This window comes from Pantoea sp. PvP021, from assembly GCF_054056055.1.
Genome location: NZ_JBSRXX010000001.1, coordinates 1,671,501 through 1,698,494, shown reverse-complemented (window position 1 = coordinate 1,698,494; position 26,994 = coordinate 1,671,501). Strand labels below are relative to the sequence as shown.

Below are 26,994 nucleotides of genomic sequence, written 5' to 3'. Positions count from 1 at the left end.
ATGAAAAAAGTGATTGCCGCCGCCGCGATCTCCATGATGCTGGCCGACCTGGCCGCTGCTGAACCCAAAAGAGGTGAAACTATGTTGAACGTCAATCCATCCAGCCTTTCGGTTGCCGACATTGAGTCCGTCTCTCCCGCACTGGCTCGTTTCGGACGTGAAGCGATAACCGATGATCTCTGGAAACGCGACGCACTTTCGATCCGTGACCGCAGTATCGTCACGCTTGCCATTCTCATCGCCCGCAACCAGCCTGCTGAGTTACAACATTACGCCGGTGTGGCGCTCGATAGTGGCGTTACGCCTGCTGAAGTCTCCGAAATTATCACTCACCTGGCGTTCTATTCCGGCTGGCCTAATGCGATGTCCGCAATTGCGGTGACCAAAAATGTGTTTCAGGCGCGAGGCATTGGTGCCGATCAACTGGCCGAAGCCTCTCCGGCACTGCTGCCACTGAATCAGACAGCAGAACAGCAGCGTTCTGCAACGGTGGAGAAAAATGTGGGGCCGATCTCGCCCGGGCTGGTCAGATTCACCGCCGATCCGCTGTTTCTCAATCTGTGGCAGCGGCCAGCGCTACAGCCTCGTGACAGAAGTCTGGTGACGGTCAGCGCACTGATTGCTTCGGGACAAAGTGCGCAAATTAGCTACCATCTCAACCGGGCGATGGACAACGGATTGACGGCTGAAGAAGCGGGCGAGATTATCACTCAGGCCGCGTTCTATGCTGGCTGGCCAAATGCCTTTTCAGCGGTTCCGGTGGTGGGGGAAGTGCTGCGGGATCGCGCAGCAAAACAGGAATAACCCGCAGCGGGTGAGGAGCTCAGGTTTTACTTCACCCGCCGTTTCTTATGCCCGCCGGATACCGACAGAGATCCGGCAAAGTGCTGCGCCATTCTGGTGGTTTTTTCCCTCCCGGCGCAATGCCATGATGACCGCTCTAAACCTTCCACTTACGACCACCCGCCACCGGGCATAAAAACAGGGAGCACCGCGTCATGGAAAGTAAAAATCTGACAGATATTGCTGAAGACGTTTCAGGCGGTGTGAAATATAAAGCAGTAATAAATTAAAGATGGGCAGGGCAGGAGGCGGAAATTACATTGCGGAATAAATAAAATAAGCCGTGGCGGGCGCCACGGCTAATGTTTTATGCAGACTGCCACTCACTTTCAACATCCGCTTTGGCTTTAGAAAGGATGACTTTATTATCATCAACTTCTTTCACCCAGCTGAATGGAATAATGTGGTGTTTGCCGCCCGCTTCAGGATCGCTTTTCGCCAGCTTAATTTTGTCGTCGCCTTCGAAGTGGTCGACAATCCCGACATGTTCGCCATTCACATCAACAACCTGCGCGTGATCTAAAATTTCTGATTTATCTACCATGGTGGCTTAATCCTTATATTTAATGAGTTCAGTTGCCCTCAGACAAAACAAGCCTGGTTGTTAAATGCTGTTTTCGCCAGGGGATTAACAAAATGAAATAGTTCAGTGAACTGGACCTGGTCGCAGTTATTTATTTCCGGCAAGAGAATAAAGGGTATATAAGCGAAACCGCAAACAGAGTCGGAGTATCTGCAGCCATGGGTCTGCTGACCTCACTGCCTGCCACATCGGCATCATCAGATTTGCCGCAATCGTCTGCCGCCTGTTCACCAATCAACGCTAAGATAATCAGGTCAATCGCCACGCCGCAGATCGGCCAGCACGCGGGCGGTTTAACTTACCCAAAGGAGTGCCTATGACAGCAGTCAGTTCCATTACCACTGAAGGTGGCGTCTGGATTAATCAGCCGCCGGTACACAGCCTGGATGGCGATACGCTGAGGTTCGAAACCGCGCTGAACAGCGATTTCTGGCAGCGTACCTGGTACGGCTTCGAACGGCACAGCGGCCACGCTTTTGGCTTCTGGGTGGAACACAACTTTACCGTTCAGGTGCAGGTAAGGGCGGATTTCAGTCAGCTCTACGATCAGGCCGGGCTGTTTATTCAGGATAACGAAACGCACTGGGTTAAGGCGGGCATTGAGTTTAACGATGACCAGCCCGCCATTGGCAGCGTGGTGACGCGCGAGTTTTCCGACTGGTCTACCGGTGTGTTTCCCGGCGATGCGCGCCAGTTCTGGCTGCGCGCCACGCTGGAAAACGCGGCCTTAAGAATTCAGTACTCTACCGACGGCGTGAACTGGCCGCTGTTACGGCTCTGCCCGTGGCCCGGTCAGGCGCGGCGGTTTGTCGGAGTGATGGGCTGCTCGCCTGAACGTGAAGGGCTGGCGATGAGTTTTACGGACTTCGCTATTACTCCACCGCTCGGCAAAGCACTGCACGATCTCTCCTGAGCCAGGCGGCGCATTGCATATCGTCGCAGAATCGGCTTAATTGTCAGGTCAGAATTTGCGGTGACGCGTCGCCCGTGCAAGACGACGCCTTTACAGGGAAAGCTATGCGTTGCGCCACCTCGTTTATCCCGCTGCTGGTCATCAGTTGCTGCGCCGGATGGACACAGCAGGCCACTGCCGATACCGTCTGGCTGAATAATGGCGATCGGCTGACCGGCACGATTCGTTATCTCAGCGACGGCAAGCTGGCGATAGAGACACACTACGCCGGTACCGTCACGCTGGACTGGAGTGCGGTCAGTACGCTTGCCAGCGAGAATCCGGTGAATGTCGAAAACAAAAAGACCGGCGAACATTATCAGGTGCGGCTCTCCTCATCCGATCCCGGCTATGTCTGGGTGGAACGCAACGAGCAGGAGCAGCAGGTTTCGCTGCGGCGCATTGATGAGTTTATGAAAGCCAAAGTCCGCAGCGATCAGCTCGCCTGGACCGGCAACATCGATGCGGGCGTGAAAGTCAAAAAAGCCTCGACCAAAACTGACGACTACAGCTTCGCGCTCAACACGAAACTGAACCAGGGAAAATGGCGTCACGATATCGGTGCGACCTACAATCGCGAGCAGGAAAACGAGAACATCAATACCGATAACTACAGCCTGCGCTACGCCTTTGACTATCTGGTCAGAGAGCAGTTCTTCTGGCAGACCCGCGCCACCTACAAGCGCGACTGGGTGGAGAATCTGTCACGTCAGGCGCTAATCGGCACCGGTCCGGGTTATCAGTTGTGGGATACCGAACTGAGCGCGTTTTCACTCTCGGTGCTGGGTGGTGCCTTTGAGTATGGCTACAGCGATGACCGGGAAGAGCGGCACTTTGGCGGTTCGCTGCGCTGGAACTATCAGCGCTATCTGCTGGGCAAGTCGGTCACGCTTTACAGCAATGGCGATGTTGGCCATTCGCTGGATGATGACGGCGTATTTATGCTGGATGCTGAAGTCGGGCTGCGCTACAGCCTGACTTCGTGGTCAACGCTGCACGTTGGCTATCACCGTAATCTGGTCAGCGGCATACCCGATACCCTGAACGAAGGCATTTTCTCCACCGGATTAGGGCTGAAGTGGTAAGCCGCTGATCGAACAGCGTCGCAGCAAATCCTTACGGTTTTTATCCGGTTACAGGCGCGGGATTGGCTAAGCTGCATGTATTGTCACAACGGGAAAGCAGAAGATGATCGTAAGCAGCAGGGTGTATCGTCCGGGATGCGCGGGCGAAGAGGTCGAAGTCGATGATATCAGTGAAGTGATCAAAGAGCCTGAGGCGTTTATCTGGCTCGGGTTGTGGCAGCCAGACGCTGAGTTTATGGCGAAGATTAAAGAGGAGTTCGGCCTTCATGAACTGGCGGTTGAGGATGCACTCAATGCCCATCAGCGACCTAAAATTGAACATTATGGCGAATCGCTGTTTATCGTGGTGAAAACGGTGTGCGCTAAGGATGACAGCTGCGAACTGGGCGAAACGCATCTTTTTGTCGGAAAAAACTTCCTGATCAGCATCCGTCACGGTGCCTCTGAAAGCTACACCCCGGTGCGGCAGCGGGCGGCTGAAAACCCGGCGCTGCTGAAGTTTGGTCCCGCTTATCCGCTCTACTGCCTGCTCGATTTTATTGTTGATCGCTATGCCGAGCTCTCTACCTCGCTGAATGAACGGGTCGGACAGATGGAGAACGATCTCTTCACCAGTGAATTTGATCGCAAGTCGGTGCAGTCGGTCTACACCGTGCGGCGTCATCTGCTGAAACTGCGCAATGCGGCGCTGCCCGTGGAGGAGATCTGCAATCAGCTGATCCACCTGCATGAAGATCTGATTCCGCGCCCGCTGCGCGCCTATATCCGTGACGTGCAGGATCACGCCCGCCATGTCGTCACCGACGCGGAAGATATGCGCGAAATGCTGACCAGCGCCATGCAGGTCAATCTGGCGCTGGTGACGGTGCAGCAGAATGAAGTGGTGAAAAAGCTGGCAGGCTGGGGTGCGATCCTGGTGATCCCGACCGTGGTCTTCAGTATGTATGGCATGAACTTCGAGCATATGCCGGAGCTGAAGTCGCTGTATGGCTATCCGCTGGCGGTGGGGCTGACCCTACTGGCCTGCGGCGGGCTGTGGGCCAAACTGCGTCGCTCCGGCTGGCTGTAAACGGCAGGATGCGGTGCCAGATTGTCCCGCTGAAAAGGTCACGACCCGCCAGATAGTGAACTGATACTGTCTGGCTATGCTTAACGCAGCGTGCAGTTTTTGTTCCTGAGCCAACAGTGTGTGAGGTCACGGTGAAAAAAGAGGATAGCAGCGGTCAGGCAGTACCGATTCAGGAAAACCTCCGCTGGATACGCCTTGAATGTCTGATTCAGCGTATCGGTGAATACGTCCTGATTGCGCTGGTGATTCTGGGTGCGTGCGGACTCTTTTCCAAAGGCGTGCTGAGTAACGGCAGCGCCCGCTCGCCGGACGGGACCATCCAGGTGGAGTATGAACGGTTTGGCCGGGTTGAGAGCAATATGGATATGCGCATTCGCTACAACGCACCGGTAACCGATCGCTTTACCGTTACGATTGGCGGTGGTGCCCTGGATAACCTGCAAATCCAGACGCTGCAGCCTCAACCGCTGGAGGCGGTGACGATTGGCAGCGATCTGCGGCTGACCTTTTCGGCCCGCAACACCGGACCGGATCACGCGATCTGGCTTGGCCTGCAGCCGCGCAATGCGGGCCGCATTCACGTCACTATTCATGGTGACGGCCATGCTCCGGCCCGTTTTACCCAATGGATTTATCCCTGACAGAGGCGCTTTATGGAAACGGTATTACGTGCCGCAGCGATCTACCTGGTGCTGATGGTCGTGTTCAAAATTGCCGGCAGACGCACTCTGTTGCAGATGACCTCTTTCGATCTGATTCTGCTATTGATCATCAGTGAAGCAACTCAGCAGGCGCTGCTGGGCGACGATTTTTCTGTTACCGGCGCGGCGCTGACTATTATCACGCTGGTAGCGATTGATATTGTGCTGGGCAAACTGAAAAGTCGCTTTCCGGTGGTGGAGCAGGTGATCGATGGCGGCCCGGTGATCCTGGTCGAGAATGGTAATCTGCTGACTGACCGCATGAAGATGACCGGCATCAGTCCTGATGATGTGCTGGAAGCGGCGCGCTCCGGGCAGGGTCTGGAGCGATTTGATCAGATTAAATATGCGGTGCTGGAGGTTAACGGCCATATCTCGATTATTCCCAGAGCCGATAAAGAGTCCTGAGGGGCGTTCGCCCTGACAGGAGAGCGCCCGTGCCGGAGCCGCGCAGGTTACACACGCCTGAGATATCCTCATCCCCTTGCTGCAGCAGGCCTTGGATGCATTACAGATCCTCATTGCGTCACGCTGCGCTTGTTATGCCGCTTCCCTTGTAATCCTGTCGATTTCGTTCAGACTGAGTATTCCACTCATGCTTTATCATCAGAGCTGGCCTGACTATCAATCAGCGTTATGCTTTTACAGTCAGGATTAAATGAATGAATTTACGCGATTTACCTTCTACCCGGTTACCGGCTGGCATATTGGTCCCCTGAACACTCATCAGGCACTGGTAGTGAAATTCGGTTATATCGATCCCGATGCCCCGCGTGAAAAGGGCCCGCAGGAGACCCTGTTTCTGGGTCTGACCCTCGACATGGCGAAAAAGCTGGTCGCCAATCTTTCCGAACACATCGACTACGCTGAAAAAAAGAGCACCCAGCACTAGTTTCTCACCGCGATCGGTACCGCGCCCACCGTCGGGCTATTTTGCTGCGCTGTCGCCCGGTGCATAAACCCGCAGTGCACTGGCGATCAGGCGAAAATGCGCGGGTGTCTGACCGATAATCTCACCATCTGCATTGATGTAATGGGGACGGCGCGTCTCAATCGTCAGCTCCGTGGCGCTGAATGCCCGCACGTTACGCCAGCGACCGTGAGTGCCGCGCCGCAGAAAGGGCAGCAGCGCAATGAGCTGCCAGCTATGCTGCAGCTCCAGACTGTAGACATCCAGTAACCCATCGTCCGGAGCGGCACGCTGTTCCACTGTCATGCCGCCCCCATAAAAGCGTCCATTGCCCACCGACACCTGAACCGTTTTGATCGGCGTCCGATGGCCCTGATGCACCAGCGTAGCGCTGAAGGGACGGCTCTGCCGCAGCACCCGCAAAGCCGCCAGGGCATAACCGCCCACTCCCCAGCGTTTTTTCGATTCCGCCGTGAGGTTGCGCGCCAGTTCCACCGAAAAGCCGATGCTGGAGACGTTCAGAAACAGGTGCTGATTCACTTCACCCAGGTCCACTGCGCGCAGCTGCCCGTCAGCGATAATCTTTATCGCGGACTCCAGGCTGGCAGGAATGCCCAGCGTGCGGGCAAAATCATTGGCGGTGCCCAGCGGTAAAATGCCCAGCGGCAGGCCGGTCTGCATCAGCCCCGGCGCGGCCGCATTAAGCGTGCCGTCGCCACCGCCGACGATCACCGCATCAACGCGATGGGCATACGCCGCGATTAATTCGCTGTAGCTGCGGGTATTATCTCCGGCCGGTTGCAGCAGGGTGAACCCGGCCTGAGCCAGCAGCGACTGTGCGCGGCTGGCCTCAGCGCGTCCTTTGCGCGAGCGCTGATTAATCAGCAGCAGGGCAGTTTTCTCCTGTTGAGACATACTTTTGCGTTATCCCGATGTCAAAATGGCTGTAACGAGACGGCAAGTACAGCACTGGCCTGACCGGTGAACAACCCTGCTTGCGCTACTTTACGTAACCTGTTGAGTGCCATAAGCGGCGATAAAGATCGTCTACACTGCTAAGGGTCAGATCCACACTGAGGAGTTGCGATGACAGAACACGAATTCAGAAAATTGTTAGCCGAACAGGGTTTTGACGAGCCTCTGTTGATTGAGCGTGCAGCCGCCGCCCAGCTTGATAATCACGTACATCCCTTTGAAGCACTGGCACTGATTCTGAGTGGTGACATCACCATCAGTACCGAACAGGGCGATACCACCTATCATCCCGGTGAGACATTTCATCTGCAGCCCAATGAACTCCATCGTGAGGCGTTCGGGTCGCAGGGCGTACGCTATCTGGCGGGACGTAAATATGAGTGACTGGCAATCAGCATGAAGGTTTCTGACGACCTGTTTACCCGGCTGTCACGCTCGCCGTTCCGTCAGCGCTTTCGTCTGGGACGCGCGGAATATGATTATGCGAGCAGCAAAGGCGAGCCGGTATTGCGCCAGCACGCCGCTGAGTTTGTGGCACAGCGGCTGGCGCCTGCGCAGCCTGAAAATGATGGCAAGCAGACGCCGATGCGCGGCCACCCGGTGTTTATCGCTCAGCACGCCACCGCAACCTGCTGTCGTGGCTGTCTGAGTAAGTGGCACAACATCGGACAGCACCAGCCGCTGAGCGCGGAGCAGCAGACCTATATAGTGACGGTGTTGCTGCAGTGGATCACCCATCAGATGCAGCAGCCTGCACCGCCTGCTCGCGTCAGCCGAAGCCAGCCGAAACCGGACAACGATCCGCAACTCGCACTTTGGTAATGGACGAAAAAGCTACAACCGGCGGCTTTTTCTGGTGAAAACTGGCCCTTTTTCATTCCTGGTTTATTCTTAAATCTTTCCTGGGAACACTATGCCAGGATTAAAACCTACACGGCAACGATTCATACAGAGGGAATTATGAAGAAATCAATTATTGCACTGTCTGCTATTTTGCTGGCCTCGCCGGTATTTGCTGCTACCACTACAGATAACACCGTTGCGGAAGCGCATAAAGGCGCCGATACCGCGAAGGAAAAACTGCATCAGACCCAGAACGAAGGCAAAGAGCTGAAGCTGAAGTCTGAGCATGCCGCTGAAGGCAAAAGCGATACCACCGGCAGTAAAATCACCGAAGGTACGCAGAAAGGCTGGCACAAAACCAAAGAAGGCACTGAGAAAGGCTGGGATAAAACCAAGCAGGGTGCTGAAGATCTGAAAAACAAAGCGACTAACTAATTCGCGGCTGTTCTCAGGTTAAAAAAAGAACCCACCGAAAGGTGGGTTTTTTTTATGGTTGGGAAATTCTGGCTTTGGATTGCTGCTGGATCGAGCCTGCTCAGGGTACTGGGTCAGATCGGAAAGACGCAAAGGCCGTCGTCCATGACATGCTCGGCCCGCGCCGTCCTGGCGCGGGACGCTTTCCTCTTCTGACCCAGAACCCTGCGCGTTGTGAGCTTATTCATTGCTGTCAGAGTAAAACTGATTCAACCAGGTAAGCTGTCTGTAACCCACTGAAAAGTAGGTTTTTTATGGTTGACTCAGATTACGCTTTCTTTTCCGCTGTTTCTTTCTCCGAGGCGGCTAACGCCGCGACTTTCCTTTCCGTCTCTGCAGCCGCATCGGCGGAGGCCGCCGCCGCTTCAGCCGCAGCCTCTGCCGCGGTATCAGACTGTTTCTTGCCTTCTTCGATAAACTCTTCGTCGATGGCTTCGATGTTTTCGCGGTTATCGCGTCCGGAGAGCAGGTTCCAGCAGGCGATAAACAGGGCGGCAATCACCGGACCGATAACAAAACCGTTGATGCCGTAAATCTCCATGCCGCCCAGCGTGGCGATCAGAATCAGATAGTCAGGCATTTTGGTGTCTTTGCCGACCAGCAGCGGACGCAGGATGTTATCCACCAGTCCGACGATCACTACGAAGAAGCCCACCAGGAACAGCCCTTTCCACAGTGCACCGGTGGCGAAGAAGAAGATCGCCGCAGGCACCCAGATAATGGCGGAACCGACTGCCGGAATAAGAGAGAGGAAGGCCATCAGTGCGCCCCATAGCAGGCTACCGTCTATACCGGTAAACCAGAATGCCAGCCCACCGAGAATACCCTGAACAATACCGACCACCACCGTGCCTTTCACCGTCGCGCGCGCCACGGCCGCAAACTTCACCATCAGGTGATGCTTCACGTAGGTTGAGAGCGGCAGCGCTTCCAGGATCAGATGCACCAGATAGGAGCCATCTTTCAGCAGGAAGAACAGCAGATAAAGCATCACGCCAAAGCCGACGGTGAAGCTGAACGTCCCTTTACCGATGATAAAGGCGCTGCCTGCCACATACTGACCGCCCTTAAGGGCAAACGAGGAGAGCTTCTGCTGAATCTGTTCGGCGTTATCCAGGTTGTTTTCAGCCAGATAATGTTTTGCCCAGCGCGGCAGATGCTGCAACAGATCGGCGAAGACCGCCGGGAACTGCGCCGAATTGGTCTGCAGTTTGTGATAGACCGCGTTGGTTTCGACCACCAGCGATGAGGCGATAATAGCCAGCGGCGTGAACACAATCAGACAGATACAGAGCAGGGTAATCAACGCGGCCAGGCCATTGCGTTCGCCCATTCGGACCCGCAGATACGTTTTCAGCGGATGGAAAATCACCGCCAGAATCGCCGCCCATAAAATCGGCGAGAAATAGGGCGAAAGCACCTCGAAAAAACCGAGGGTGGCGATAGCCAGAATCAAAATGAAAAACCCGATGTTCAATCCTTTAAAACGCATGGAAAAACCTCATCTCGAACAACTCTGATAAACCCGACGCGCGAATTTTCTGTGTCTGGCTTTGCTTATGCGGCGGCCTCGTCACTGATTATCGGTCAGGCTTTGCTTTTTAAACGCTGCTGATGACAGCATCATGCTGGCTAACTCTTTGAAAGGTCTGGCAGAAGTGATGAACGGGCAATGTGCGTTCGCTGCGTGACTTCCTATAGGTAACACGCTGCAACTGACAGCAGCGCGCTGAATCCTACATTAGCGTAGCGGTTTCGACCATTATTGGTAGGTCAGAGACTCATGATCCCGGGGGATGCTGCCGATAACAGTATTAACTGGATAAAAAACAGGCAATGAAAAATGAGTAAACAGAGCGTCTTAATCGTGCTGCTGACGCTGGTATTAAGCGGCTGCGCCACCAAGCAGTATCCGCAGGCATCCGCGGTCACCCCGGAAGAGACGGCGATGCTGAATTGCAGCGCGCTGGATCAGGAGCTGGTGAAAGCGCACAGCGTGCAGAGTGATATTGAGCAGACCGGCCAGTTCGATGCACTGACCGTGCTGGGCTTTGTCGGGGATTTCGGGCTGGGCAATGGCATTGCGAAATACAATGCCAGCCAGAAGGCGGAGCGGCGACTGACGCAGTTACAGTCGCTGAAAGCCGCGAAGTGCAGCCAGCGGCTTTCGTAGCGACTGCGCCGGGTCAGCCGAGCGTCCGTTCGCTGACATGCTGCAGCCGGACATTTTCGGCGGCGCGTTTACCGGCAAGGAAGGCGTGATCCGAGTTGTAATATTCCCACTCGCTGTAGCGGCCTGACAGATGAATGTCCTGGGTCAGCAGCCACTGGCGGATCAGCGCCACGTTAGCGCTGCGCGCATGGTCATAGACCACGTAGGCGTAAGGCATATCGACCTCTGAGGCGCAGAGCAGCGGATCGTCCGCGGTGATCATGCCAACTCTGATGCAATCCTGACGGCAGCGCTCAATCAGCGCATCCCCCGCCAGCGGCAGCGGGTTGGCCGCGTTATAGGTGATTTCGCAGGTTAAGCCGAAACCGCCCGGCGGGTTGCAGTGCGGACTCGCATTGCCCTGCACAAAGATGCGATGAAACAGCGTATCGCCAGGATAGTAAATCCAGTGCTTTTCGGTCAGGTCAGCGCGGCCAATCCCCAGATTAACGCAGCGCACCGAGACAAACTGCAACTGCTGCGCCGCCCATTGCACACTCTCCGGCACCTCATCGCCCATCAGTTTAATCAGCTCCGGCAGCGGCATGGTGCTGATTAATTGCTCATAACGGTAGTGGCGACCATCCGCCAGCAGCGCGACGTGCGCCTGCGGGTAGAGGCGGGTCAGGGTGGCGTCAGTTTCCAGCGTACATTTCAGGTGCGGCAAAAAGCCGGACATCAGCGCCTGGAAGCCACCGCGCAGCGGATAGCCGAAACGGGCATTGGGGCCAACCGGTTTCGCCAGCGGTTGCAGTGCGCCATCAATGATCTGCGCCAGATCGGGCAGCGGTACGCGTCCGCCCAGCCATGAAGTTTCCATATCGGTCAGCGGCACCTTCCACAGTTTCTGGTTGTAGGGCAGGGCAAAGTGACGCGCGATGCCTTTGCCCCAGGTGCGCATAATGAAGTGCTGGAAATCCTCTTCGCCTTCCACCACGCCTGTGCTGCTGCCCTCATCGGGGATCGCGCCATCTGCGCAGCAGTCCCGCCGTGCCCGCGCCCGATCCAGTGGCACCGCGGCGGCGGCCGTTTCGCCATAACGCGCCTCGATAGCGCCCAGCACGCACTCTTTTACCACCTCGACCGGCAAGCCGTGCAGCGCGGACTGGAAGGGATAGCGGGTATAAACGCCGTCGCTGTAGACCCAGGCTTCACGCGCCTGCCAGTGCAGGTTGTCGCCCAGCAACATCTCATACAGCTGCAAGACGTAGGGATCCTGCGAGAACATAATGTGACCGGCATAGTCGAAGGTAAAACCCTGATCGTCAATCGAGCGGCACCAGCCGCCAGGCGTGGCATTTTTCTCCAGCAACACTGCGCCTTCGCCATAGTGATAACCGGCGCTCAGCCCGGTTGGCCCGGCTCCGATAATCAGGCAGGGCACGGCTTCACTCTCCAGCATCAATGGGGTTAACGGCGTGATATTCGCCTGCGCGCTGCCCTGGCTAGCCGACCTTATTGCGGGCTGACGCTGCGTCAGCGCCTGCTGGATCAGTCCATGAATCTGTTCAGCGGTGCGATCCCATGAGGTGGCATCGACCTTTGCCTGCATCCGTCCCGCCAGCGCCAGCCGTTCTGCGGCACCAATCGCCATTGCCTGTTCACAGGCGGCAATAAATTCCGCGTGGCTCTCTGCCACCGCCACTTCCTCTGCGTAATGCCGCGCTACGTCAATAATCGCGGTACTGACAATCGGCAGCTGCGCCGCCATATACTCCAGCACCTTGGTCGGTGAGATGTAGCGCGTCGAGGCATTGATGGCAAACGGCATCAGACAGACATCCCAGCCCGCCAGAAACTGTGGCAGCGCCTGATAGGGCTGCTGGCCGAGCCAGTGAATATTGTCGCGCTGCGGCAGGCTGGCGGGATCAATTTTTACCACCGGGCCAACCATAATGATCTGCCATTCGGGGTGGCTGTCCGCCAGCGCCGCAATCAGCGGCAGGTCTATGCGCTCATCCAGCACGCCGTAATAGCCAAGACGCTGTGCCGGAATCGCATCCTGCATCGGATGACGATTGCTGCGATCGCGCGCCTGCTCAAAATGAATAGCATCAACGCTGCTGGGAAAGCAGTAAACCTGAGGATGTTTGTCACGCTTCGCTTCATAGAGGCTGGTGCCGCCGGTAAAGACCAGATCGGCGCGGGTCATCAGCGCGGATTCGCGCTGCTGTAGCTGGCGCGGTGCATTCTGAAAAGCGGAAAGCTCATCCATGCAGTCGTAAATCACCAGTGACGGATCAAAAGGGGTCAGCAACGGCAGCGCCATCGGCGTATAGAACCAGATCAGCGGCTGTTCATCTTCCTCCAGCAGCGGCGTCAGCAGCAGCAGCAGCGAGGCGATCTGGCTGTCGTGGAAACCAGGCGCGTCGCTGTCGGTATGCGGCTGGATCACCGTGATGTTAGCGGCAGGCGAGCTCTGATGCAGGCCCTGTGGCCCCGCCTGCCAGACCGGCTCTTCGACAAACAGCACGCGATAGTGCTGTGCCAGTCGTGTCAGTAGCTGCTGCGGACGCTGAAAAACAAATCCCCAGCGTAAATGGCTGAAAACAATGAGAACAGGTGGTTTCATAGGGTGCTCCTGACAGGGGTGTTTTGAGGAGTGGATGTGCTGCAAAAAGCGCTGCGCCTGACGTAATGCGTCGGCATAAGGCTGCTGTAGCTGGCGGGCATAGGGATCGGCCCCCAGCAGATCGAGATCCCACAAACCGCTGCGGGTCCAGAAAGTCGTCTCCTCCCATAAGGGACGATCGAGGATCGGATAGAGGCAGATGCCGTGCAGCTCAACGCCTGCCAGTTGCGCCTGCGCAACCTGCGCGGCGATCTCAAGGATCCAGCTTCCGCGTCCGCTGCCGACGTGGCTGGTTTCCGCCAGCAGCAGTGGCCGCTGATAACGCTGCCAGACCTGCTGCAGCATCCGATGCAGCGGCAGGCGTCGGCTGTCGCCCAGATGCCAGTAAAGCCGCCGGTTTGATCCCTGCTCCCACTGATTGTCGTGGTAGTAATTCACGCCAATCAGATCGAGATAGCGTGGGGCGCCGCCCAGTTCCGGGTTAAGCCTGCCGCTCAGCATGTCCCACGCCTGAAACTGGGTGTCACACATCTCACGTGCCAGCACATCGCTGGCCGGATCGGCGGGATCGGGCACGATATGGATCAGTGGATCACAGTGCAGCAGACGGGCTCGCGGATCGGCCAGCCAGATGGCATCACAGGCTGCCAGCGTAGCGCGCACCAGCTGCTGCTTGGCGGCATCCGCCCGATCCGCCTCAGCGATCGCCTCACAGGTGAACAGCCCTACCGAGATACCCCAGCTGACAAAGGAGATCTCATTCATCGGAGAGTAGACTGGCGCCTGCTGATACCAGGGGGCCAGGAAGCGGGCCAGTGCGCCACAGAAGGCGGCGAAACGGCTGACAAAGTCGTGGTCAAACAGGCTGACGCCAGCGGGCCAGCCGTAGTGGCAGATTGTCCAGCTCAGCTGAATGCCCTGCTGCTCTGCGGCCTGCATCCGGGCCGCGACCGTCGAGAAGTCATAGCGGCCATCGTGCTCACATAACCGCCAGCCGACGCTTTCGCGCACTGTGCGAATGGAAAAGGGGGCCAGCGCGGCATAATCTTCTGCTGCACGCGCCTGATGCTGGTTAAGATCGTTCATCGACAGCGCAAGGCCGGCAGGATTGATATGATCGGCACCTTCGTAGCCGGCCTGCCAGAAACTGGAAAAGGGCGTCATGGCATCTCCCGAAAAAAAGCAACACGCTTCCCGCTGACGAGCCGTCGTGAAACGGGTCAGGGCGTCAGGGTATGCATTGCAGACTGATCGATCTGACCACTCTGAACGGACGGGCGATCCATGCCATAAGCCACAGACACTGAGTTGCAGGCATCAGGGCCTGTCGCGGTGTGGACGAGTGAGATAGCAGGTATAGGCCAGTGACGCTATCGGCAGAAAAAGGCTGGCTTCTCTGGATGTTGAAAGGTTTTGCGGAAGCCTTACTGGAAAGTATAGGCAGTAAGGTTTTGTTCGCAATTTATTGAAGTAAAAGAAAAAAGCGCAGCGGTAAAAATTATCCAGCCAGAAACAGGAAGTTTTAGCATGCGGTTTTGCGAACGGCCCGATAAGCGCAGCGTGAATAGTGTCAGCGCCATTTTCAGCTTTGTTAACCTTTTCCTCAACATGCAGAGAGGTCAGACTCGCCCACTTTCGCGTTACAGCTTCGCTTGCCTTTTGGCGGGCTGGCGACAAGATTTACTTATCACTGGCCTGAATCTGCGGGTCATCAACGGGTGATGCGACGATGCGCGCCCCCTAAAACAGGATGTTTTACAGACTATGTTCTCATTCGACTGGCACCGTTTCTTACTTAACGATCAACCGGCCACCTTTTTGTTTGAGGTGGTGGTACGGGTCATGATCGCTTATCTGGTGGTGTTCACCTTTCTGAAAGTCTCAGGACGACGCGGCGTGCGCCAGCTGTCGTTGTTCGAGTTGGTGGTGATCCTGACGCTGGGTTCCGCGTCCGGTGATGTGACATTTTACGATGATGTGCCGGTGCTGCCGGTCATTATGGTGTTTGTAGTCCTGCTGGCGCTCTACCGCTTCACGACCTGGCTGACGGCGCACAGCCCGCGCTTTTCACGGCTTATTCAGGGCGACGTGATTACCCTGATTAAAGAGGGATTGTATGTGCTGGAGAGTCTGGATCGACTGAATATTTCCGAAGATGAGTTTTATATGGAGTTGCGCCAGAGTGGTGTGGAGCATCTGGGGCAGATCCGGCTGGCGCTGGTGGAGGTCGATGGTCAGCTCAGCCTCTATTTCTACGATGACGATGAGATGCGCGCCGGGTTAAGCGTACTGCCCCCAGAGCACCGGCAGGATTACAGCACTGTGCCGGTCAGCGCGCTCTATGCCTGCACCCATTGCGGCCAGACGCAGATCATTGAGGCTGAGCAGCAGGCTGTCTGCCCGCGCTGTCAGCGACAGCGCTGGTCCGCGGCACTGACCGTGCGTCGTTTGCATTAATCGCCAGCATCCGCTCCGCGTTCAGGACTTGTGGCGTTTGCATCAGCCGGGTTAACGTCGGCGAAGCAGGCGCTGAGCGGGCGCTTTTGCTGTCCCCCGGCAGCGAAATTATCCGCACTTAGCCAGGCACTCAGGGCGCGCTGAACATCCGGCCATTCACGGTCAATAATTGATAGCCAGTCGGTATCGCGATTACGCTGTTTACGTGTCATCACCTGACGAAAACGGCCCTCAAAGCGGAACCCCAGCCGTTCTGCTGCGCGTCGTGATGCGATATTGGTTGAATCACAGCGCCACGCCACTCGCCGATAGCCGAGCGAGAAAGCCTGTTGCAGCAGCAGATAAATCGCCTCGCTGCCAATGACACTGCGCTGCATCAGCGGCGACCAGGTGACGTGACCGATTTCAACAGTGCCGTGTCCCGGCTCAATGCTGGCGAAGCAGACCACGCCGCAGGGCTGCTGATTTGGCGAGCAGACCGTGAAGGACACCAGGGCCTCATCCGCCACTTTATCCGCAATCCAGTGCTGCATCCGCGGCAGAGAGGCGGGCCGCTCTGCGCTCAGCCAGGTCCAGTCGCGATCATCCGGTGCCAGCATAAATGCCTGCAATAGCGGTTCTGCATGATCGATGCTTAGCGGCAGGAGAAGGCAGTGCTGACCCGTGAGTGGCATACAGGGTGGTCTGGTGACCGGTTGCCAGTCGGGCAGAGCCTCACCGACCGGCTGATCAAACTGATTGAGGTTCAATAGCATTCTCCTGAAAGAAAACGGACGGTTAGCCGGGAAACTTATGATGCCGGGCTGACGGACTATCCTGAACCGCGGTTAAACCCGTCGCAGCTTGTTCCCGCTTACCACATAACTTTGCCTGTTACTGACAGAAAATGAAAACCCTTCGGGCAGCATAGCGGCACCATTACCAAAGAGGTGTGCGTATGAAAGTGAGGCTGGCCAGTGCATTACTGTTTTTGCTGTTATCGTTTGGCGCGTTTTCACAACAGGTGATCAGCGAAAGTCATCCCCATTCACGCAGTGCGCGATGGCTGGAGCAGGGCAGTCAGGTTGATACGGCGGATTCGCCGGATGAACATCTGCTGGAGAGGCGGGAGTGGCGAAGCAGCCTGCAACGCAAGCCGTTCTGAGATGAGCTCCCCGGCGGAGAATAGCCGGGGAGCCAGGGGTTAAGCGTTTCAGACCCATTGTGAAATTATATTGTGGCCTGTGTCGCTGCCATGCCAGGCACCAGAATCACCTTGCGGCACTCCTCTTCGCGTTTGGCGAAAATATCGTAGCCACGCGCAGCATCTTCCAGCGGCAGATGGTGGGTCACAATCTCTTCCGGCGTCAGATGACCCTGTTCGATCAGCTTCAGCAGGTCGGGCAGATAAGCGTGTACGTGGGTCTGTCCCATCTTAAAGGTCAGCCCTTTGTCAAAGGCGTCACCAAACAGGAAGCCGTGAATGAATCCGGCATAGACGCCCGGCACGCTGACGATACCGCCACGCCTTACTGCGGCAATACACTGACGCAACGCTTTACCGCTGCTGCCTTCCAGTTTGAGATTGGTGAGCACGGTTTCGGTCATGCTGCCTTTTGCCTCGAATCCTACTGCATCAATCACTGCATCCACACCGCGATTTCCGGTGCTGTGTTCGATAATCCAGCCGGCCGGGTCATCGATCTCATCGAAGTTAATCGGGATAACACCGTAGCGCTCACGGGCAAAGTTTAAGCGGTAGTTGTTGTGGTCGATCATGTAGATCTGTTCGGCACCCTGCTGTCGGGCGCAGGCGGCACTGAGCAGGCCAACCGGTCCGGCACCGAAAATCGCCAGGCTGGAGCCGGGTTTCACCTCGGCGTTTTTCACCGCCTGCCACGCGGTGGGCAGAATGTCTGACAGGAACAGCACTTTCTCATCTGACAGCACCGACGGCACTTTAAACGGGCCGGTATTGGCTTTCGGCACCCGGACATATTCCGCCTGTCCACCAGGCACACCGCCATAGAGTTTGCTGAAACCAAACAGGGCCGCGGGCGGCGTGATGTTTTTCCGGTTCAGGATGGCACCCCGTCCGCTGTTGGTATTTTCACAGGCAGCATACTGGCTCATCAGGCAGAAAAAACAGTCGCCACAGGCGATAACAAACGGGATCACCACCCGATCGCCTTTGGCCACGGCGGTCACTGCGCTGCCTGCTTCAACCACTTCGCCCATAAACTCATGACCAAAGATATCTCCGTGCCCGGTACCGGGGATTTTGCCGCGGTAAAGGTGCAGGTCTGAACCGCAAATAGCGGTGGCGGTCACACGCAGAATAATGTCATCTGCGGCTTCCAGACCCGGATCGGGCACGTTATCGACGCTGACTTTATGGGGGCCGTGATAAGTTAATGCTTTCATCTGTTCATCTCCTGATGATTAGGGACGGCGGCCAGACCAGAAGGCATGGCCACGCACGGGAAAGACTCAGGAAACCTGAAATCGAAACCTGCCTGAAGTGTAGTAATCCTTTAAGGAGTAAGCAGAGCGGTGCAGCCGGCTGGTCAGTTTCAGCCGGGCTGACAGGGCGGCTGCACCTGCGTTGTGGCGACCGTCACGGCTCGGGTGTCGGGTTGCCAGAGAGCGAGGTCGGCAAACGCACGACGATAAACCGTGTCGATTTGTGCCGGAACCTGTTCGATGTAGTGCCAGGCATGCTCACGCGTTTCACCGGTGAGCTGCTGCAGATAGTGCCGCGCGTCGTCCAGCGTCGGGATCTGGCCTTCGACACCCGCCATGCGGGCAGGCAGACCGGTCCAGATCAGACCTTCTATGCCTTTGGTCTTAGCCCACTCTGCCAGTGGTCCCGCTGAGGTCGCTGTCACCGTCATCATCCCGATGCCATCGATACGGCTGTCCGGAATGGCTTCACGGAGGCGCAATGCGCCGCAGGCGCTCTCAAGTGAGGCGGTATTCAGCCAGGCCCAGTACACCGGCACCGGGCTGGCGTTAAGGCAGATCGCGGTCGACAGCTCGCCGCCGTCAGCGATGCGCACAAACTCAATCGGTAGCTCAGGACCATCATGATGCCACTGACTGGCCACCGGCAGTGCGCCAGCTTTCCAGATTAACGATCCCCATCCGAGGCAGGCAATTTTCATTCTCTTCTCCTGTGCACCTGTCGGCGTGATCGCGACAGAATCTGTTTAAGCGTAGCCCGTTGCGCTGAACCGTTACAGGGATCACCTTTTTAGGGGCGGTAAAACCGCCACAAAGATGGCATGATCGCCGCGCATTCACTTTGCACAACCTGACGATTTTTTCAGCAATCCATGCGTGTTTTTCTGCACGGCTTGAACTTTTATCGTCAGGTAGTGTAAAAAGTGGCGCACGCAATCGATTACCTATGCACGGACGGGTCAGCATCACGTTGACTGATCCGGTTGCAGCTGAGGCGCAGAGTGGGGCGGACATTTGCCTGCCTGGCGGCTCAGGTTACTGGCGGCTTTTAAAACGGAAGATCTGATGAAAACCACGCAAACTGGCACGCTGGGCGCGCTTGAGAGTGACGTCGATACGGGATGGCGTAAAACCGACACCATGTGGATGCTGGGTTTATACGGCACGGCGATTGGGGCGGGTGTGCTATTCCTGCCTATCAATGCTGGCGTCGGCGGGCTGATCCCGCTGATCATCATGGCGATACTGGCGTTTCCGCTGACCTTTTTTGCGCACCGCGCCCTGACCCGATTCGTTCTCTCCGGTAAAAATCCGGCCGGGGATATCACCGAGGTGGTCGAGGAGCATTTTGGTGTTGGTGCGGGCAAGCTGATTACGCTGCTCTATTTCTTCGCTATCTACCCGATTCTGCTGATGTACAGCGTAGCGATCACCAACACGGTTGAGAGCCTGATGGTGAATCAGCTCGGCCTGGTGCCGCCACCGCGTGTGCTGCTGTCGCTGCTGCTGATTGTCGGACTGATGACCATTGTGCGTTTCGGCGAGAAGATGATTGTCAAAGCGATGAGCGTGCTGGTTTATCCCTTTGTGGCGGTGCTGATGCTGATGGCCTGCTATCTGATCCCGCACTGGCACGGCGCTGTGCTTTCGACCCTGAACGTTCAGCCCGCGGGCAGCAGCCTGTGGATGACGCTGTGGCTGGCGATTCCGGTGATGGTCTTCTCCTTTAATCACTCGCCGATTATCTCCTCATTCGCGCTGGCAAAGCGGGAAGAGTATGGCGATGCCGCAGAGAAAAAGTGTTCGCGCATTCTGGCCTGCTCGCACCTGATGATGGTGGTGACGGTGATGTTCTTTGTCTTCAGCTGCGTGCTGAGCCTGTCGCCTGAAGATTTACACGCCGCCAAGGCGCAGAACATCACCATTCTTTCCTATCTGGCGAACCATTTTAAGGTGCCGATGATCGCCTGGCTGGGACCGCTGATTGCCATTGTGGCGATCACGAAATCGTTTCTCGGTCACTATCTTGGTGCGCGCGAAGGATTTAACGGCATGGTTAATAAGGCGCTGCGCAGTCGCGGCAAAACCATCGCGCCCGCCAGACTGAATCGCCTGACTGGACTCTTTATGCTGCTGACGACCTGGCTGGTGGCAACGCTGGATCCCAATATTCTCGGCATGATTGAGACGCTTGGCGGGCCGGTCATTGCGATGATTCTGTTCCTGATGCCGATGTACGCTATCCAGAAGGTACCCGCGATGCGGAAGTACAGCGGTCACATCAGCAATCTGTTTGTCGTGCTGATCGGACTGATTGCCATCTCCGCAATCTTCTATTCGCTGGTGAAGTAACACTTAGCGCAACAGGCGCATCTCAATCCCCCTGGGATGCGCCTGCCATTCTGCCCGCCCTTCGCCATTCTCTCTATGCACCTCCACGTATTCAGCGATATCGCTCCCTGATTTAAGCCCGCTGCCGCGTTGTTAATGCCGCCTCTCAGACGCATCTGGTTAGCAATAGTTACATTTGGTACTTATCAGCATGGTAGAGTTAACGCGAATAATTATTATTCCCTAAAAGGACAGGAGAAAAATGAAAATCGGGATAGTTGCTGCCACCACACTTTTACTGTCAACCACCTGTGCGGCTACCACCTATCCGGTCACGGTGACCGATATGGATGGTCAGAAAATTACGCTGCAAAAAGAGCCGCAGCATGTGATTTTACAGGATGGGCGTGACGTGATGGCGCTGGCATTACTGGATCGCCAGAACCCGTTTCAGCGTGTCGTTGCCTGGAACAACCTGCCGAAAAAGCAGGATACCCAGACCTGGGACCTGCTGAAGCAGCGCTGGCCGCAGGCGGCATCGATTGTTGATATGGGCTTTAACGATCAGGGGCAGGTCAATCTGGAGAGCGTGCTGGCGAAGCAGCCCGATCTGATGATTGCGCAGCTGCGCGCCAAACCGGCCCTGACGCAGTCAGGCGTGCTCGCCACCCTGAAAAATCTCCATATCCCGGTGCTGTTCCTTGATGTTGAACTTCATCCGAAAGAGAACACCCTGAAGAGCGTGAAAGTGCTGGGCACCGTTCTGAATCGCGAAGCCGAGGCGAAAGCTTACGCCGATTTTTACCAGCAGCGCTGGCAGATGCTTCAGCAGAAGATTGCGCAGGTGCCGCACAAGCCAACCGTGTTTATTGAACCGATTGCCGGTAACAGCGACAACTGCTGCTTTACACACGGTCATAACGGCTGGGGCGCGCTGGTGGAAGCGGTCGGTGGCAAGAATATCGGTTCTGCACTGCTGCCCGGCAGCTCAGGATTTGTGTCGCTGGAGAAGATTATCGCCATGAAGCCGGACGTCTATATCATGACCGGCTCTAAACGCCCGAACAGTAACGTGCTGCCGTTTGGTTACGGTGCCAGTCAGACCGACGTGACCGCCACCTTTAACCGCCTGCAGAGCCGCACCGGTCTGGAGCAGATCGAACCGGTGAAACAGAAACGGGTGTATGGCGTTTATCACCATTTTTATAATCACCCTTACAACATTATCGGCATGGAAATTCTGGCAAAAGATCTCTATCCGGGAGTGTTCCGCGATCTGGACCCGACGGCTGATTACCACCACATCGTGACGCACTTTACCGGGTTACCGGATGCGCCAGTGATCCTCAGCACGCCATAACCGCAAAAATGTCAGGGTGCGTTTCAGCATCCTGACTTTTCATCGGCCATCATCCGTCAACCAGAGCGTGATTTTCAGACAGCGCAGGTTGCCCGGTTAACCTCTGGATTGCGTCAGCAACGTTGTCATCGCATGTCCTGTGTTAAGAAAGCGCTAAGCAAGCGTAATAGTGTGTAAGTTACCGGATTTTAAGACTTTTACAGATGTCTCCCGCCACAATTATTGCCATGATGCCGATCAACGGTGCCTGAACAGCCGTTATTTTCGGAGGCAGTATCATGAAAAAAACAACATTAACGCTTATCGCTTCACTTTTAACATGCAGCACACTCTTTTCTCAGGCCTCACGGGCAGACGATCGTGATGACGCGCACCGCAAGCCTGTGCCGCATCAGAACGGTGACCGTCGTGCTGACAATCGCGGTTCTGACCAGAATCAGGAGCGTGGCAACAACCGTCATGACAGCGTCAATCATCGCCCGGATCAGGACAACAACGGTCGGGGCAGAGAGGCACGTAATGACCGCGATCATTTCGCCTGGCAGGGACACGACTTCCGTCGCGGGCATCCTGTCCCGCAGGCGTACCGCGGCGACCATTACCGCGTAGCCGACTGGCATGAGCGCGGTCTGCGTGAACCACCGCGCGGTTATCACTGGGCAAACATCGACGGCAACTATGTGCTGATTGCTGCTGCAACCGGGGTAATTACCGCGCTGGTGCTGAACAGCGCCCTGAACTGATCCCCAGGGGATGGCTGCGGCCATCCCTCTTTCTTTCCGTTTTGCTGCGCCAGCGGCTATCCTGACACTCCACGCTGAAAATTCCCTGTGTAAGGAGTCATGATGACGACGGTTAAGATGGTTGCGGTAGATATGGATGGCACCTTTCTGGACGATAACAAGCAGTACAATCGATCCCGCTTTCTCGACTGCTATCAGCAACTCACCGCCCGTGACATCAAATTTGTGGTGGCCAGCGGCAATCAGTATTACCAGCTCAAATCCTTCTTCCCGGAGATCGCCAGCGATATCGCCTTTGTAGCCGAAAACGGCGCATGGATTATCGATCGTGATGAGGAACTGTTTTGCGGTGCCTTTGAACGCCGCGATGTTGACGCGGTGATCGATACCCTGCAAAACGGCGACTATCCGGGTCTGCGTTACCTGCTGTGTGGCCGGGAGAGCGCCTGGTACTTCGACGGCATGGAAGAGAACTGGCTGAAGAAGATGCGCCATTACTGTCACCGGCTGAAGCCGATTCATCATCTGGATGAGGTACAGCATGACCGGCTGTTTAAGTTCGCGCTGAATCTCTCTGATGACTATATCGAGCCACTGATGGCGGATATTGAACGTCTGCATCAGGGGCGGGTGGCAGCGACCTCAAGCGGTCACGGCTCGGTGGATTTGATCGTGCCGGGGAATCATAAAGCGCACGGTCTGGATCTGCTGGCACAACGCTGGGGGATCGCGCACGACCAGGTGCTGGCCTTTGGTGATGGCGGTAACGATCTGGAGATGCTCAGACAGTCTGGCTTCAGTTTTGCCATGGACAACGCGCCACAGCGGGTGAAACAGGCGGCACGCTATGCCGCGCCTTCTAACAACGAGCAGGGCGTGCTGCAGGTGATTGAGCAGATGCTGGCAGGTGAGGGGCCTTTTAGCGCCATGCAGGCTTAGCCGTCTGGCGCTGCGATTAAGCCAGGGCGGTTAGCGCCGTGATTCAGCCAGCCGCCTGGCTCAGAGAGCGGGTGCAACAGGATAGCGCTGAGGAGCAGCAAAGCCGGGCGATGCTGGCAGGCCCGGTTGTGCCTGGTCAGTGAAGGCGGGCAACGCGGCTCCTGATCACGCCGTGATTTCCCAGGCCTGCGCGATCATCATCTGCATCTGCTCGCGGCTGTAATTCACCAGCGAATTTTTGCTGTTGGCTCGCGCCAGAATCCACTCCACCTCGGCGCGGCTCAGTGAAGGGCCATCCTGCCAGAACGGCGTGATCGCCTGCTGCTGCAGCCACTGTTTCAGAAACTGCGCCGGTGAGTCCGTGGTTTCGCTAAAGAGCTGCGGGTGCAGTTCCGCCATCAGCTTACGCTGCAGAGGCTGTTCGTTGTCGGACAACAGATCCAGGAACGGAAACAGCAGACGTCCGCACACTTCACCGTGATGGAACGGCTTTATCGCGCCCAGTTCCCCTGCAATACCGTGGATTACCCCCAGACCCGCACTGCTGAGACTGACACCGCCCAGCCACGACGCCATCATCATCGCTTCCCGTGCCGCGTCGCCAGCAGCATCCTCACGATTAAGTGCAGGCCAGGCCTGAACAAACTGACGCAGGCCGGTCAGCGCCAGCTGTCGGGTAAAGAGGTTGCCTTTGCCGGAGAGATACGCTTCGAACAGGTGGGTAAACGCATCAATACCGCAGGTTGCCAGCACCCGGTCAGGCGCACCTTTCAGCAGATCGGCATCGAGAATTGCCACCTCCGGCACAAAGACCGGGTGACGCAGTGACGCTTTTATCTGAATGTCACGCTGGTCAGTCACCACCGCATTTTGCGTCACTTCACTGCCGGTGCCGGCAGTGGTCGGAATAGCAATCAGCGGCAATGTGATGGGCTGAACCGCGGTGTCACCCACTTTTTCCAGATAGCGGGCGGTTGGCAATGGGTGTTGTACCATCGCACTAAACGCTTTCGCCGCATCCAGCACGCTCCCGCCGCCAATCGCGACGACCCGATCGACATGACCGCGCCAGCGCGCAACCCAGCCATCAATCTCGGCGGGTGAGGCTTCATGACTGACAATTTCATAGCCAATAATATGATCGTTGAGTCCGGCTTTTAGCCGGGCATATGCGGGGCCTTGCAGAAAAGATTGTCCACAAAACAGCAGAGTAGGCTGTGACCGGGCGGCCAGCAGCGGCACCAGTTTATCCAGGCTGCCCCGGCCAAAGAGGGTTCGTTGATTACTGTACAGCTCACTCAGGTTCTCACTCACCAGCGCATCCTTTTTACATTTCGCTAAAATCTGAGTGTAACGAAAAGCAAGGCGCCGGGACTGGCAAACTTTCTGATAACGCATTGGCAAAAAGTTGATCACCTTCGCAAAACAGAAATTCACCCCCGACGGGGTGGTGCTTTCCTGCTGATGTTACCCTTAACATGTTATCGGTAACAGCGTTTGTCGGGATGTGTAAACATCTTACAGCGCACTGTTTTGTAGCCCTCAGGGGATCATGATAATAAACCGACACTGAATGATGTTCAGTGCACAAGGTGGAGAAAAGCTATGCCATTACTCTATGTGGCGATTGGCGTCGCGTTACTGCTGCTGCTGATGATTCGCTTTAAGCTTAATGGATTTATCGCGCTGATCCTGGTGGCGCTGGCGGTCGGTGTGATGCAGGGCATGCCGGTTAATAAAGTGATTACCTCAATCAAAGCGGGCGTGGGTGGCACACTGGGCAGCCTGGCGCTGATCATGGGCTTTGGTGCCATGCTCGGTAAATTGCTGGCCGACTGCGGCGGTGCGCAGCGTATTGCCACCACCCTGATTGAAAAATTCGGCACTAAGCATATTCAGTGGGCGCTGGTGCTGACCGGTTTTATCGTCGGATTTGCGCTGTTCTATGAAGTCGGCTTTGTACTGATGCTGCCACTAGTGTTCAGCGTTGCGGCGTCGGCACGTGTGCCGCTGCTCTATGTCGGGGTGCCGATGGCGGCTGCCCTGTCAGTGACGCACGGCTTTCTTCCGCCGCATCCTGGCCCGACCGCAATCGCGACGCTGTTTAACGCTGACATGGGTAAAACGCTGCTGTTTGGTACGCTGCTGGGTATTCCTACGGTGATTCTGGCGGGTCCGGTCTACGCCCGCTTCCTGAAAGGCATCGACAAACCGATTCCTGAGGGTCTCTATAACCCGAAAACCTTTACCGAGGCGGAAATGCCTGGGTTTGGCGTCAGCGTCTGGACGGCACTGGTACCTGTGGTGCTGATGGCGCTGCGTGCGGTGGCAGAGATGCTGCTGCCTAAAGGCCATGTGCTGCTGCCCTATGCGGAGTTCTTTGGCGACCCGGTGATGGCGACACTGATTGCGGTGCTGATTGCAATCTTCACCTTTGGACTGAATCGCGGTCGCACGATGGAACAGGTCATGGATACCCTGACCGACTCGATCAAAATCATCGCCATGATGTTGTTGATCATCGGCGGTGGCGGTGCCTTCAAACAGGTGCTGGTGGACAGCGGCGTGGATAAATACATTGCCAGCATGATGCATTCTACTCAGCTGTCGCCAATCTTTATGGCCTGGTCGATTGCCGCGGTGCTGCGTATTGCTCTGGGTTCTGCCACGGTAGCGGCCATTACCGCCGGGGGAATTGTGGCACCGCTGATTGTTACCAGCGGCGCCAGCCCGGAACTGATGGTCATCGCCGTAGGGTCCGGCAGCGTGATCTTCTCGCACGTTAATGACCCGGGCTTCTGGCTGTTCAAAGAGTATTTCAACCTGACGATTGGCGAAACCATCCGCTCCTGGTCGGCGCTGGAAACCATTATTTCGGTCTGTGGTCTGGTGGGTTGCCTGCTGCTCTCCTGGGCGATTTAACCTCTGGCCGCTGGCAAGCCTGCCAGCGGCTCTCTGCTTTCGCGTCTCTCCCGCTGCCTCTTTGAGCTTTGAACATCCCGTCGCGCTTGCTGCCCCTGTTGCCGGTTAAACCGGGATGTGCGGGACAGACAGCATAAAAAAGGCCGCAAGGTGCGGCCTGACAGAGAAGATTCAGTCTGAATCTGCCACGTTAATGAGGCGGTTCAAAACCGGCTTTCACCATCTGTTCCCGCAGCGCGTGTGCAATGTCACGGTTGCCACCGGTAACGGGGTAGATAACGTTATTCACCACATCATCAAGGTAGTGCTCGTCAAACTCCTGCAGAGAGAGCTGCGTGCCGCCTTCATCGTTGATGGCGAAAGTCCCTTTGATGTGGTTACCGCTGTTTTTTGCCTTGAGGCTGTAGCGGCCCATGCTGGTATTAATCGTGCTCATAAGATCTCCTCGCGACTCATTTTCAATCTCATCACTCTTGAGGCCTGCCTTGCCGCCTAAATTTTAGCCAGGAGTGTTCTGTAAAACGAAGAAAGAGAGCCGTTAAAAAGTGGTGTTGCGATCGTTATCTCAGAATTTAAATAAA

At 56.3% G+C, this 26,994-nt stretch carries 27 protein-coding genes; 18 read left to right on the top strand and 9 right to left on the bottom strand.

Annotated features, from left to right (window positions below):
* Window positions 1-804 carry a carboxymuconolactone decarboxylase family protein gene (locus tag ACVKSX_RS07905; RefSeq protein WP_122889115.1) on the top strand — a complete coding sequence of 268 codons (804 nt, stop codon included), beginning with the start codon at window positions 1-3 and terminating at the stop codon, window positions 802-804.
* Window positions 805-1,150: 346 nt separating this feature from the next.
* Here the strand turns inward: ACVKSX_RS07905 and ACVKSX_RS07900 are convergent, their stop codons facing one another.
* On the bottom strand, window positions 1,151-1,387 hold the full coding sequence (locus ACVKSX_RS07900) for a DUF2171 domain-containing protein (RefSeq protein WP_003854080.1): 237 nt from the start codon (window positions 1,385-1,387) through the stop codon (window positions 1,151-1,153).
* Window positions 1,388-1,742: 355 nt separating this feature from the next.
* Between ACVKSX_RS07900 and ACVKSX_RS07895 the strand changes: the two genes are divergently transcribed.
* The 6 genes from ACVKSX_RS07895 to ACVKSX_RS07870 all read left to right on the top strand — a co-directional run bounded on the left by ACVKSX_RS07895 (window position 1,743) and on the right by ACVKSX_RS07870 (window position 6,125).
* Window positions 1,743-2,339, top strand: a complete 597-nt coding sequence (locus tag ACVKSX_RS07895; protein ID WP_307380682.1) for a DUF1349 domain-containing protein — start codon at window positions 1,743-1,745, stop codon at window positions 2,337-2,339.
* A gap of 104 nt (window positions 2,340-2,443) precedes the next feature.
* Entirely contained in the window at window positions 2,444-3,463 is a 1,020-nt protein-coding gene (locus ACVKSX_RS07890) for a DUF481 domain-containing protein (RefSeq protein ID WP_033771097.1), read from the top strand.
* 103 nt (window positions 3,464-3,566) lie between these two features.
* Window positions 3,567-4,532: a magnesium and cobalt transport protein CorA gene (locus tag ACVKSX_RS07885; protein WP_010259025.1), complete on the top strand. Its 966-nt coding sequence runs from the start codon at window positions 3,567-3,569 to the stop codon at window positions 4,530-4,532.
* 116 nt (window positions 4,533-4,648) lie between these two features.
* Window positions 4,649-5,173 carry a hypothetical protein gene (locus ACVKSX_RS07880; RefSeq protein WP_354438517.1) on the top strand — a complete coding sequence of 175 codons (525 nt, stop codon included), beginning with the start codon at window positions 4,649-4,651 and terminating at the stop codon, window positions 5,171-5,173.
* 12 nt (window positions 5,174-5,185) lie between these two features.
* Window positions 5,186-5,641 carry a DUF421 domain-containing protein gene (locus ACVKSX_RS07875; RefSeq protein WP_010671255.1) on the top strand — a complete coding sequence of 152 codons (456 nt, stop codon included), beginning with the start codon at window positions 5,186-5,188 and terminating at the stop codon, window positions 5,639-5,641.
* 250 nt (window positions 5,642-5,891) lie between these two features.
* Window positions 5,892-6,125: a hypothetical protein gene (locus tag ACVKSX_RS07870; protein ID WP_061901683.1), complete on the top strand. Its 234-nt coding sequence runs from the start codon at window positions 5,892-5,894 to the stop codon at window positions 6,123-6,125.
* A gap of 36 nt (window positions 6,126-6,161) precedes the next feature.
* Here ACVKSX_RS07870 and ACVKSX_RS07865 read toward each other — a convergent pair whose 3' ends face one another.
* Complete coding sequence (locus ACVKSX_RS07865; protein WP_010671256.1) at window positions 6,162-7,058, bottom strand: lipid kinase; 897 nt, start codon at window positions 7,056-7,058, stop codon at window positions 6,162-6,164.
* Window positions 7,059-7,229: 171 nt separating this feature from the next.
* Here ACVKSX_RS07865 and ACVKSX_RS07860 point away from each other — a divergent pair, with 171 nt between their 5' ends.
* From ACVKSX_RS07860 to ACVKSX_RS07850, 3 genes are all read left to right on the top strand, one after another.
* Window positions 7,230-7,502 carry a cupin domain-containing protein gene (locus ACVKSX_RS07860; protein WP_010259018.1) on the top strand — a complete coding sequence of 91 codons (273 nt, stop codon included), beginning with the start codon at window positions 7,230-7,232 and terminating at the stop codon, window positions 7,500-7,502.
* A 12-nt stretch (window positions 7,503-7,514) separates the two neighbouring features.
* Window positions 7,515-7,940 carry a DUF4186 domain-containing protein gene (locus tag ACVKSX_RS07855; protein WP_167422901.1) on the top strand — a complete coding sequence of 142 codons (426 nt, stop codon included), beginning with the start codon at window positions 7,515-7,517 and terminating at the stop codon, window positions 7,938-7,940.
* Between the two features lie 138 nt (window positions 7,941-8,078).
* Entirely contained in the window at window positions 8,079-8,396 is a 318-nt protein-coding gene (locus ACVKSX_RS07850; protein ID WP_010259015.1) for a hypothetical protein, read from the top strand.
* A gap of 307 nt (window positions 8,397-8,703) precedes the next feature.
* Here the strand turns inward: ACVKSX_RS07850 and ACVKSX_RS07845 are convergent, their stop codons facing one another.
* Window positions 8,704-9,927: an AI-2E family transporter gene (locus ACVKSX_RS07845; RefSeq protein ID WP_010671259.1), complete on the bottom strand. Its 1,224-nt coding sequence runs from the start codon at window positions 9,925-9,927 to the stop codon at window positions 8,704-8,706.
* Between the two features lie 351 nt (window positions 9,928-10,278).
* Between ACVKSX_RS07845 and ACVKSX_RS07840 the strand changes: the two genes are divergently transcribed.
* Window positions 10,279-10,608 carry a hypothetical protein gene (locus ACVKSX_RS07840; RefSeq protein WP_010259013.1) on the top strand — a complete coding sequence of 110 codons (330 nt, stop codon included), beginning with the start codon at window positions 10,279-10,281 and terminating at the stop codon, window positions 10,606-10,608.
* A gap of 13 nt (window positions 10,609-10,621) precedes the next feature.
* Here ACVKSX_RS07840 and ACVKSX_RS07835 read toward each other — a convergent pair whose 3' ends face one another.
* Window positions 10,622-14,383: an NAD(P)-binding protein gene (locus ACVKSX_RS07835; protein ID WP_284672387.1), complete on the bottom strand. Its 3,762-nt coding sequence runs from the start codon at window positions 14,381-14,383 to the stop codon at window positions 10,622-10,624.
* 600 nt (window positions 14,384-14,983) lie between these two features.
* Between ACVKSX_RS07835 and ACVKSX_RS07830 the strand changes: the two genes are divergently transcribed.
* Entirely contained in the window at window positions 14,984-15,676 is a 693-nt protein-coding gene (locus ACVKSX_RS07830; protein WP_010259010.1) for a DUF421 domain-containing protein, read from the top strand.
* Here ACVKSX_RS07830 and ACVKSX_RS07825 read toward each other — a convergent pair.
* Entirely contained in the window at window positions 15,673-16,425 is a 753-nt protein-coding gene (locus ACVKSX_RS07825; RefSeq protein WP_284672386.1) for a GNAT family N-acetyltransferase, read from the bottom strand. The two genes, ACVKSX_RS07830 and ACVKSX_RS07825, sit on opposite strands and share 4 nt — an antisense overlap.
* Before the next feature lie 188 nt (window positions 16,426-16,613).
* Here ACVKSX_RS07825 and ACVKSX_RS07820 point away from each other — a divergent pair, with 188 nt between their 5' ends.
* Entirely contained in the window at window positions 16,614-16,820 is a 207-nt protein-coding gene (locus ACVKSX_RS07820) for a hypothetical protein (RefSeq protein ID WP_010259007.1), read from the top strand.
* A gap of 65 nt (window positions 16,821-16,885) precedes the next feature.
* Here ACVKSX_RS07820 and ACVKSX_RS07815 read toward each other — a convergent pair whose 3' ends face one another.
* The gene (locus tag ACVKSX_RS07815) at window positions 16,886-18,079 is read right to left on the bottom strand and encodes a zinc-dependent alcohol dehydrogenase (protein WP_010259005.1); all 1,194 of its coding nucleotides are present in this window, start codon (window positions 18,077-18,079) and stop codon (window positions 16,886-16,888) included.
* Between the two features lie 149 nt (window positions 18,080-18,228).
* Window positions 18,229-18,819, bottom strand: a complete 591-nt coding sequence (locus tag ACVKSX_RS07810; protein ID WP_033766672.1) for a hypothetical protein — start codon at window positions 18,817-18,819, stop codon at window positions 18,229-18,231.
* Between the two features lie 364 nt (window positions 18,820-19,183).
* On the opposite strand from ACVKSX_RS07810, the gene ACVKSX_RS07805 reads away from it, so the two are divergent.
* The 4 genes from ACVKSX_RS07805 (at window position 19,184) to ACVKSX_RS07790 (ending at window position 23,491) form a co-directional block, all read left to right on the top strand.
* Window positions 19,184-20,470 carry an HAAAP family serine/threonine permease gene (locus ACVKSX_RS07805; RefSeq protein WP_010671264.1) on the top strand — a complete coding sequence of 429 codons (1,287 nt, stop codon included), beginning with the start codon at window positions 19,184-19,186 and terminating at the stop codon, window positions 20,468-20,470.
* Window positions 20,471-20,711: 241 nt separating this feature from the next.
* On the top strand, window positions 20,712-21,809 hold the full coding sequence (locus ACVKSX_RS07800; RefSeq protein WP_284672385.1) for an ABC transporter substrate-binding protein: 1,098 nt from the start codon (window positions 20,712-20,714) through the stop codon (window positions 21,807-21,809).
* Window positions 21,810-22,087: 278 nt separating this feature from the next.
* Window positions 22,088-22,552: an RcnB family protein gene (locus ACVKSX_RS07795; RefSeq protein WP_284672384.1), complete on the top strand. Its 465-nt coding sequence runs from the start codon at window positions 22,088-22,090 to the stop codon at window positions 22,550-22,552.
* Window positions 22,553-22,654: 102 nt separating this feature from the next.
* Window positions 22,655-23,491 (top strand): Cof-type HAD-IIB family hydrolase, encoded by an 837-nt coding sequence (locus ACVKSX_RS07790; RefSeq protein ID WP_111533516.1) that lies wholly within the window; start codon window positions 22,655-22,657, stop codon window positions 23,489-23,491.
* Window positions 23,492-23,656: 165 nt separating this feature from the next.
* Here the strand turns inward: ACVKSX_RS07790 and ACVKSX_RS07785 are convergent, their stop codons facing one another.
* Window positions 23,657-24,805 carry an iron-containing alcohol dehydrogenase gene (locus tag ACVKSX_RS07785; RefSeq protein ID WP_354438516.1) on the bottom strand — a complete coding sequence of 383 codons (1,149 nt, stop codon included), beginning with the start codon at window positions 24,803-24,805 and terminating at the stop codon, window positions 23,657-23,659.
* Window positions 24,806-25,096: 291 nt separating this feature from the next.
* On the opposite strand from ACVKSX_RS07785, the gene gntT reads away from it, so the two are divergent.
* Complete coding sequence (gene gntT, locus ACVKSX_RS07780) at window positions 25,097-26,413, top strand: gluconate transporter (protein ID WP_010258995.1); 1,317 nt, start codon at window positions 25,097-25,099, stop codon at window positions 26,411-26,413.
* A gap of 190 nt (window positions 26,414-26,603) precedes the next feature.
* Here the strand turns inward: gntT and ACVKSX_RS07775 are convergent, their stop codons facing one another.
* On the bottom strand, window positions 26,604-26,849 hold the full coding sequence (locus tag ACVKSX_RS07775; protein ID WP_010258994.1) for a hypothetical protein: 246 nt from the start codon (window positions 26,847-26,849) through the stop codon (window positions 26,604-26,606).
* Window positions 26,850-26,994 lie beyond the last annotated feature (145 nt).

Coding starts and splice junctions, on each gene's coding strand:
- ACVKSX_RS07905 (WP_122889115.1), top strand. CDS start 1: ATGAAAAAAGTGATTGCCGCCGCCGCGATCTCCATGATGCTGGCCGAC.
- ACVKSX_RS07900 (WP_003854080.1), bottom strand. CDS start 1,387: ATGGTAGATAAATCAGAAATTTTAGATCACGCGCAGGTTGTTGATGTG.
- ACVKSX_RS07895 (WP_307380682.1), top strand. CDS start 1,743: ATGACAGCAGTCAGTTCCATTACCACTGAAGGTGGCGTCTGGATTAAT.
- ACVKSX_RS07890 (WP_033771097.1), top strand. CDS start 2,444: ATGCGTTGCGCCACCTCGTTTATCCCGCTGCTGGTCATCAGTTGCTGC.
- ACVKSX_RS07885 (WP_010259025.1), top strand. CDS start 3,567: ATGATCGTAAGCAGCAGGGTGTATCGTCCGGGATGCGCGGGCGAAGAG.
- ACVKSX_RS07875 (WP_010671255.1), top strand. CDS start 5,186: ATGGAAACGGTATTACGTGCCGCAGCGATCTACCTGGTGCTGATGGTC.
- ACVKSX_RS07870 (WP_061901683.1), top strand. CDS start 5,892: ATGAATGAATTTACGCGATTTACCTTCTACCCGGTTACCGGCTGGCAT.
- ACVKSX_RS07865 (WP_010671256.1), bottom strand. CDS start 7,058: ATGTCTCAACAGGAGAAAACTGCCCTGCTGCTGATTAATCAGCGCTCG.
- ACVKSX_RS07860 (WP_010259018.1), top strand. CDS start 7,230: ATGACAGAACACGAATTCAGAAAATTGTTAGCCGAACAGGGTTTTGAC.
- ACVKSX_RS07855 (WP_167422901.1), top strand. CDS start 7,515: ATGAAGGTTTCTGACGACCTGTTTACCCGGCTGTCACGCTCGCCGTTC.
- ACVKSX_RS07850 (WP_010259015.1), top strand. CDS start 8,079: ATGAAGAAATCAATTATTGCACTGTCTGCTATTTTGCTGGCCTCGCCG.
- ACVKSX_RS07845 (WP_010671259.1), bottom strand. CDS start 9,927: ATGCGTTTTAAAGGATTGAACATCGGGTTTTTCATTTTGATTCTGGCT.
- ACVKSX_RS07840 (WP_010259013.1), top strand. CDS start 10,279: ATGAGTAAACAGAGCGTCTTAATCGTGCTGCTGACGCTGGTATTAAGC.
- ACVKSX_RS07835 (WP_284672387.1), bottom strand. CDS start 14,383: ATGACGCCCTTTTCCAGTTTCTGGCAGGCCGGCTACGAAGGTGCCGAT.
- ACVKSX_RS07830 (WP_010259010.1), top strand. CDS start 14,984: ATGTTCTCATTCGACTGGCACCGTTTCTTACTTAACGATCAACCGGCC.
- ACVKSX_RS07820 (WP_010259007.1), top strand. CDS start 16,614: ATGAAAGTGAGGCTGGCCAGTGCATTACTGTTTTTGCTGTTATCGTTT.
- ACVKSX_RS07815 (WP_010259005.1), bottom strand. CDS start 18,079: ATGAAAGCATTAACTTATCACGGCCCCCATAAAGTCAGCGTCGATAAC.
- ACVKSX_RS07810 (WP_033766672.1), bottom strand. CDS start 18,819: ATGAAAATTGCCTGCCTCGGATGGGGATCGTTAATCTGGAAAGCTGGC.
- ACVKSX_RS07805 (WP_010671264.1), top strand. CDS start 19,184: ATGAAAACCACGCAAACTGGCACGCTGGGCGCGCTTGAGAGTGACGTC.
- ACVKSX_RS07800 (WP_284672385.1), top strand. CDS start 20,712: ATGAAAATCGGGATAGTTGCTGCCACCACACTTTTACTGTCAACCACC.
- ACVKSX_RS07795 (WP_284672384.1), top strand. CDS start 22,088: ATGAAAAAAACAACATTAACGCTTATCGCTTCACTTTTAACATGCAGC.
- ACVKSX_RS07790 (WP_111533516.1), top strand. CDS start 22,655: ATGACGACGGTTAAGATGGTTGCGGTAGATATGGATGGCACCTTTCTG.
- gntT (WP_010258995.1), top strand. CDS start 25,097: ATGCCATTACTCTATGTGGCGATTGGCGTCGCGTTACTGCTGCTGCTG.
- ACVKSX_RS07775 (WP_010258994.1), bottom strand. CDS start 26,849: ATGAGCACGATTAATACCAGCATGGGCCGCTACAGCCTCAAGGCAAAA.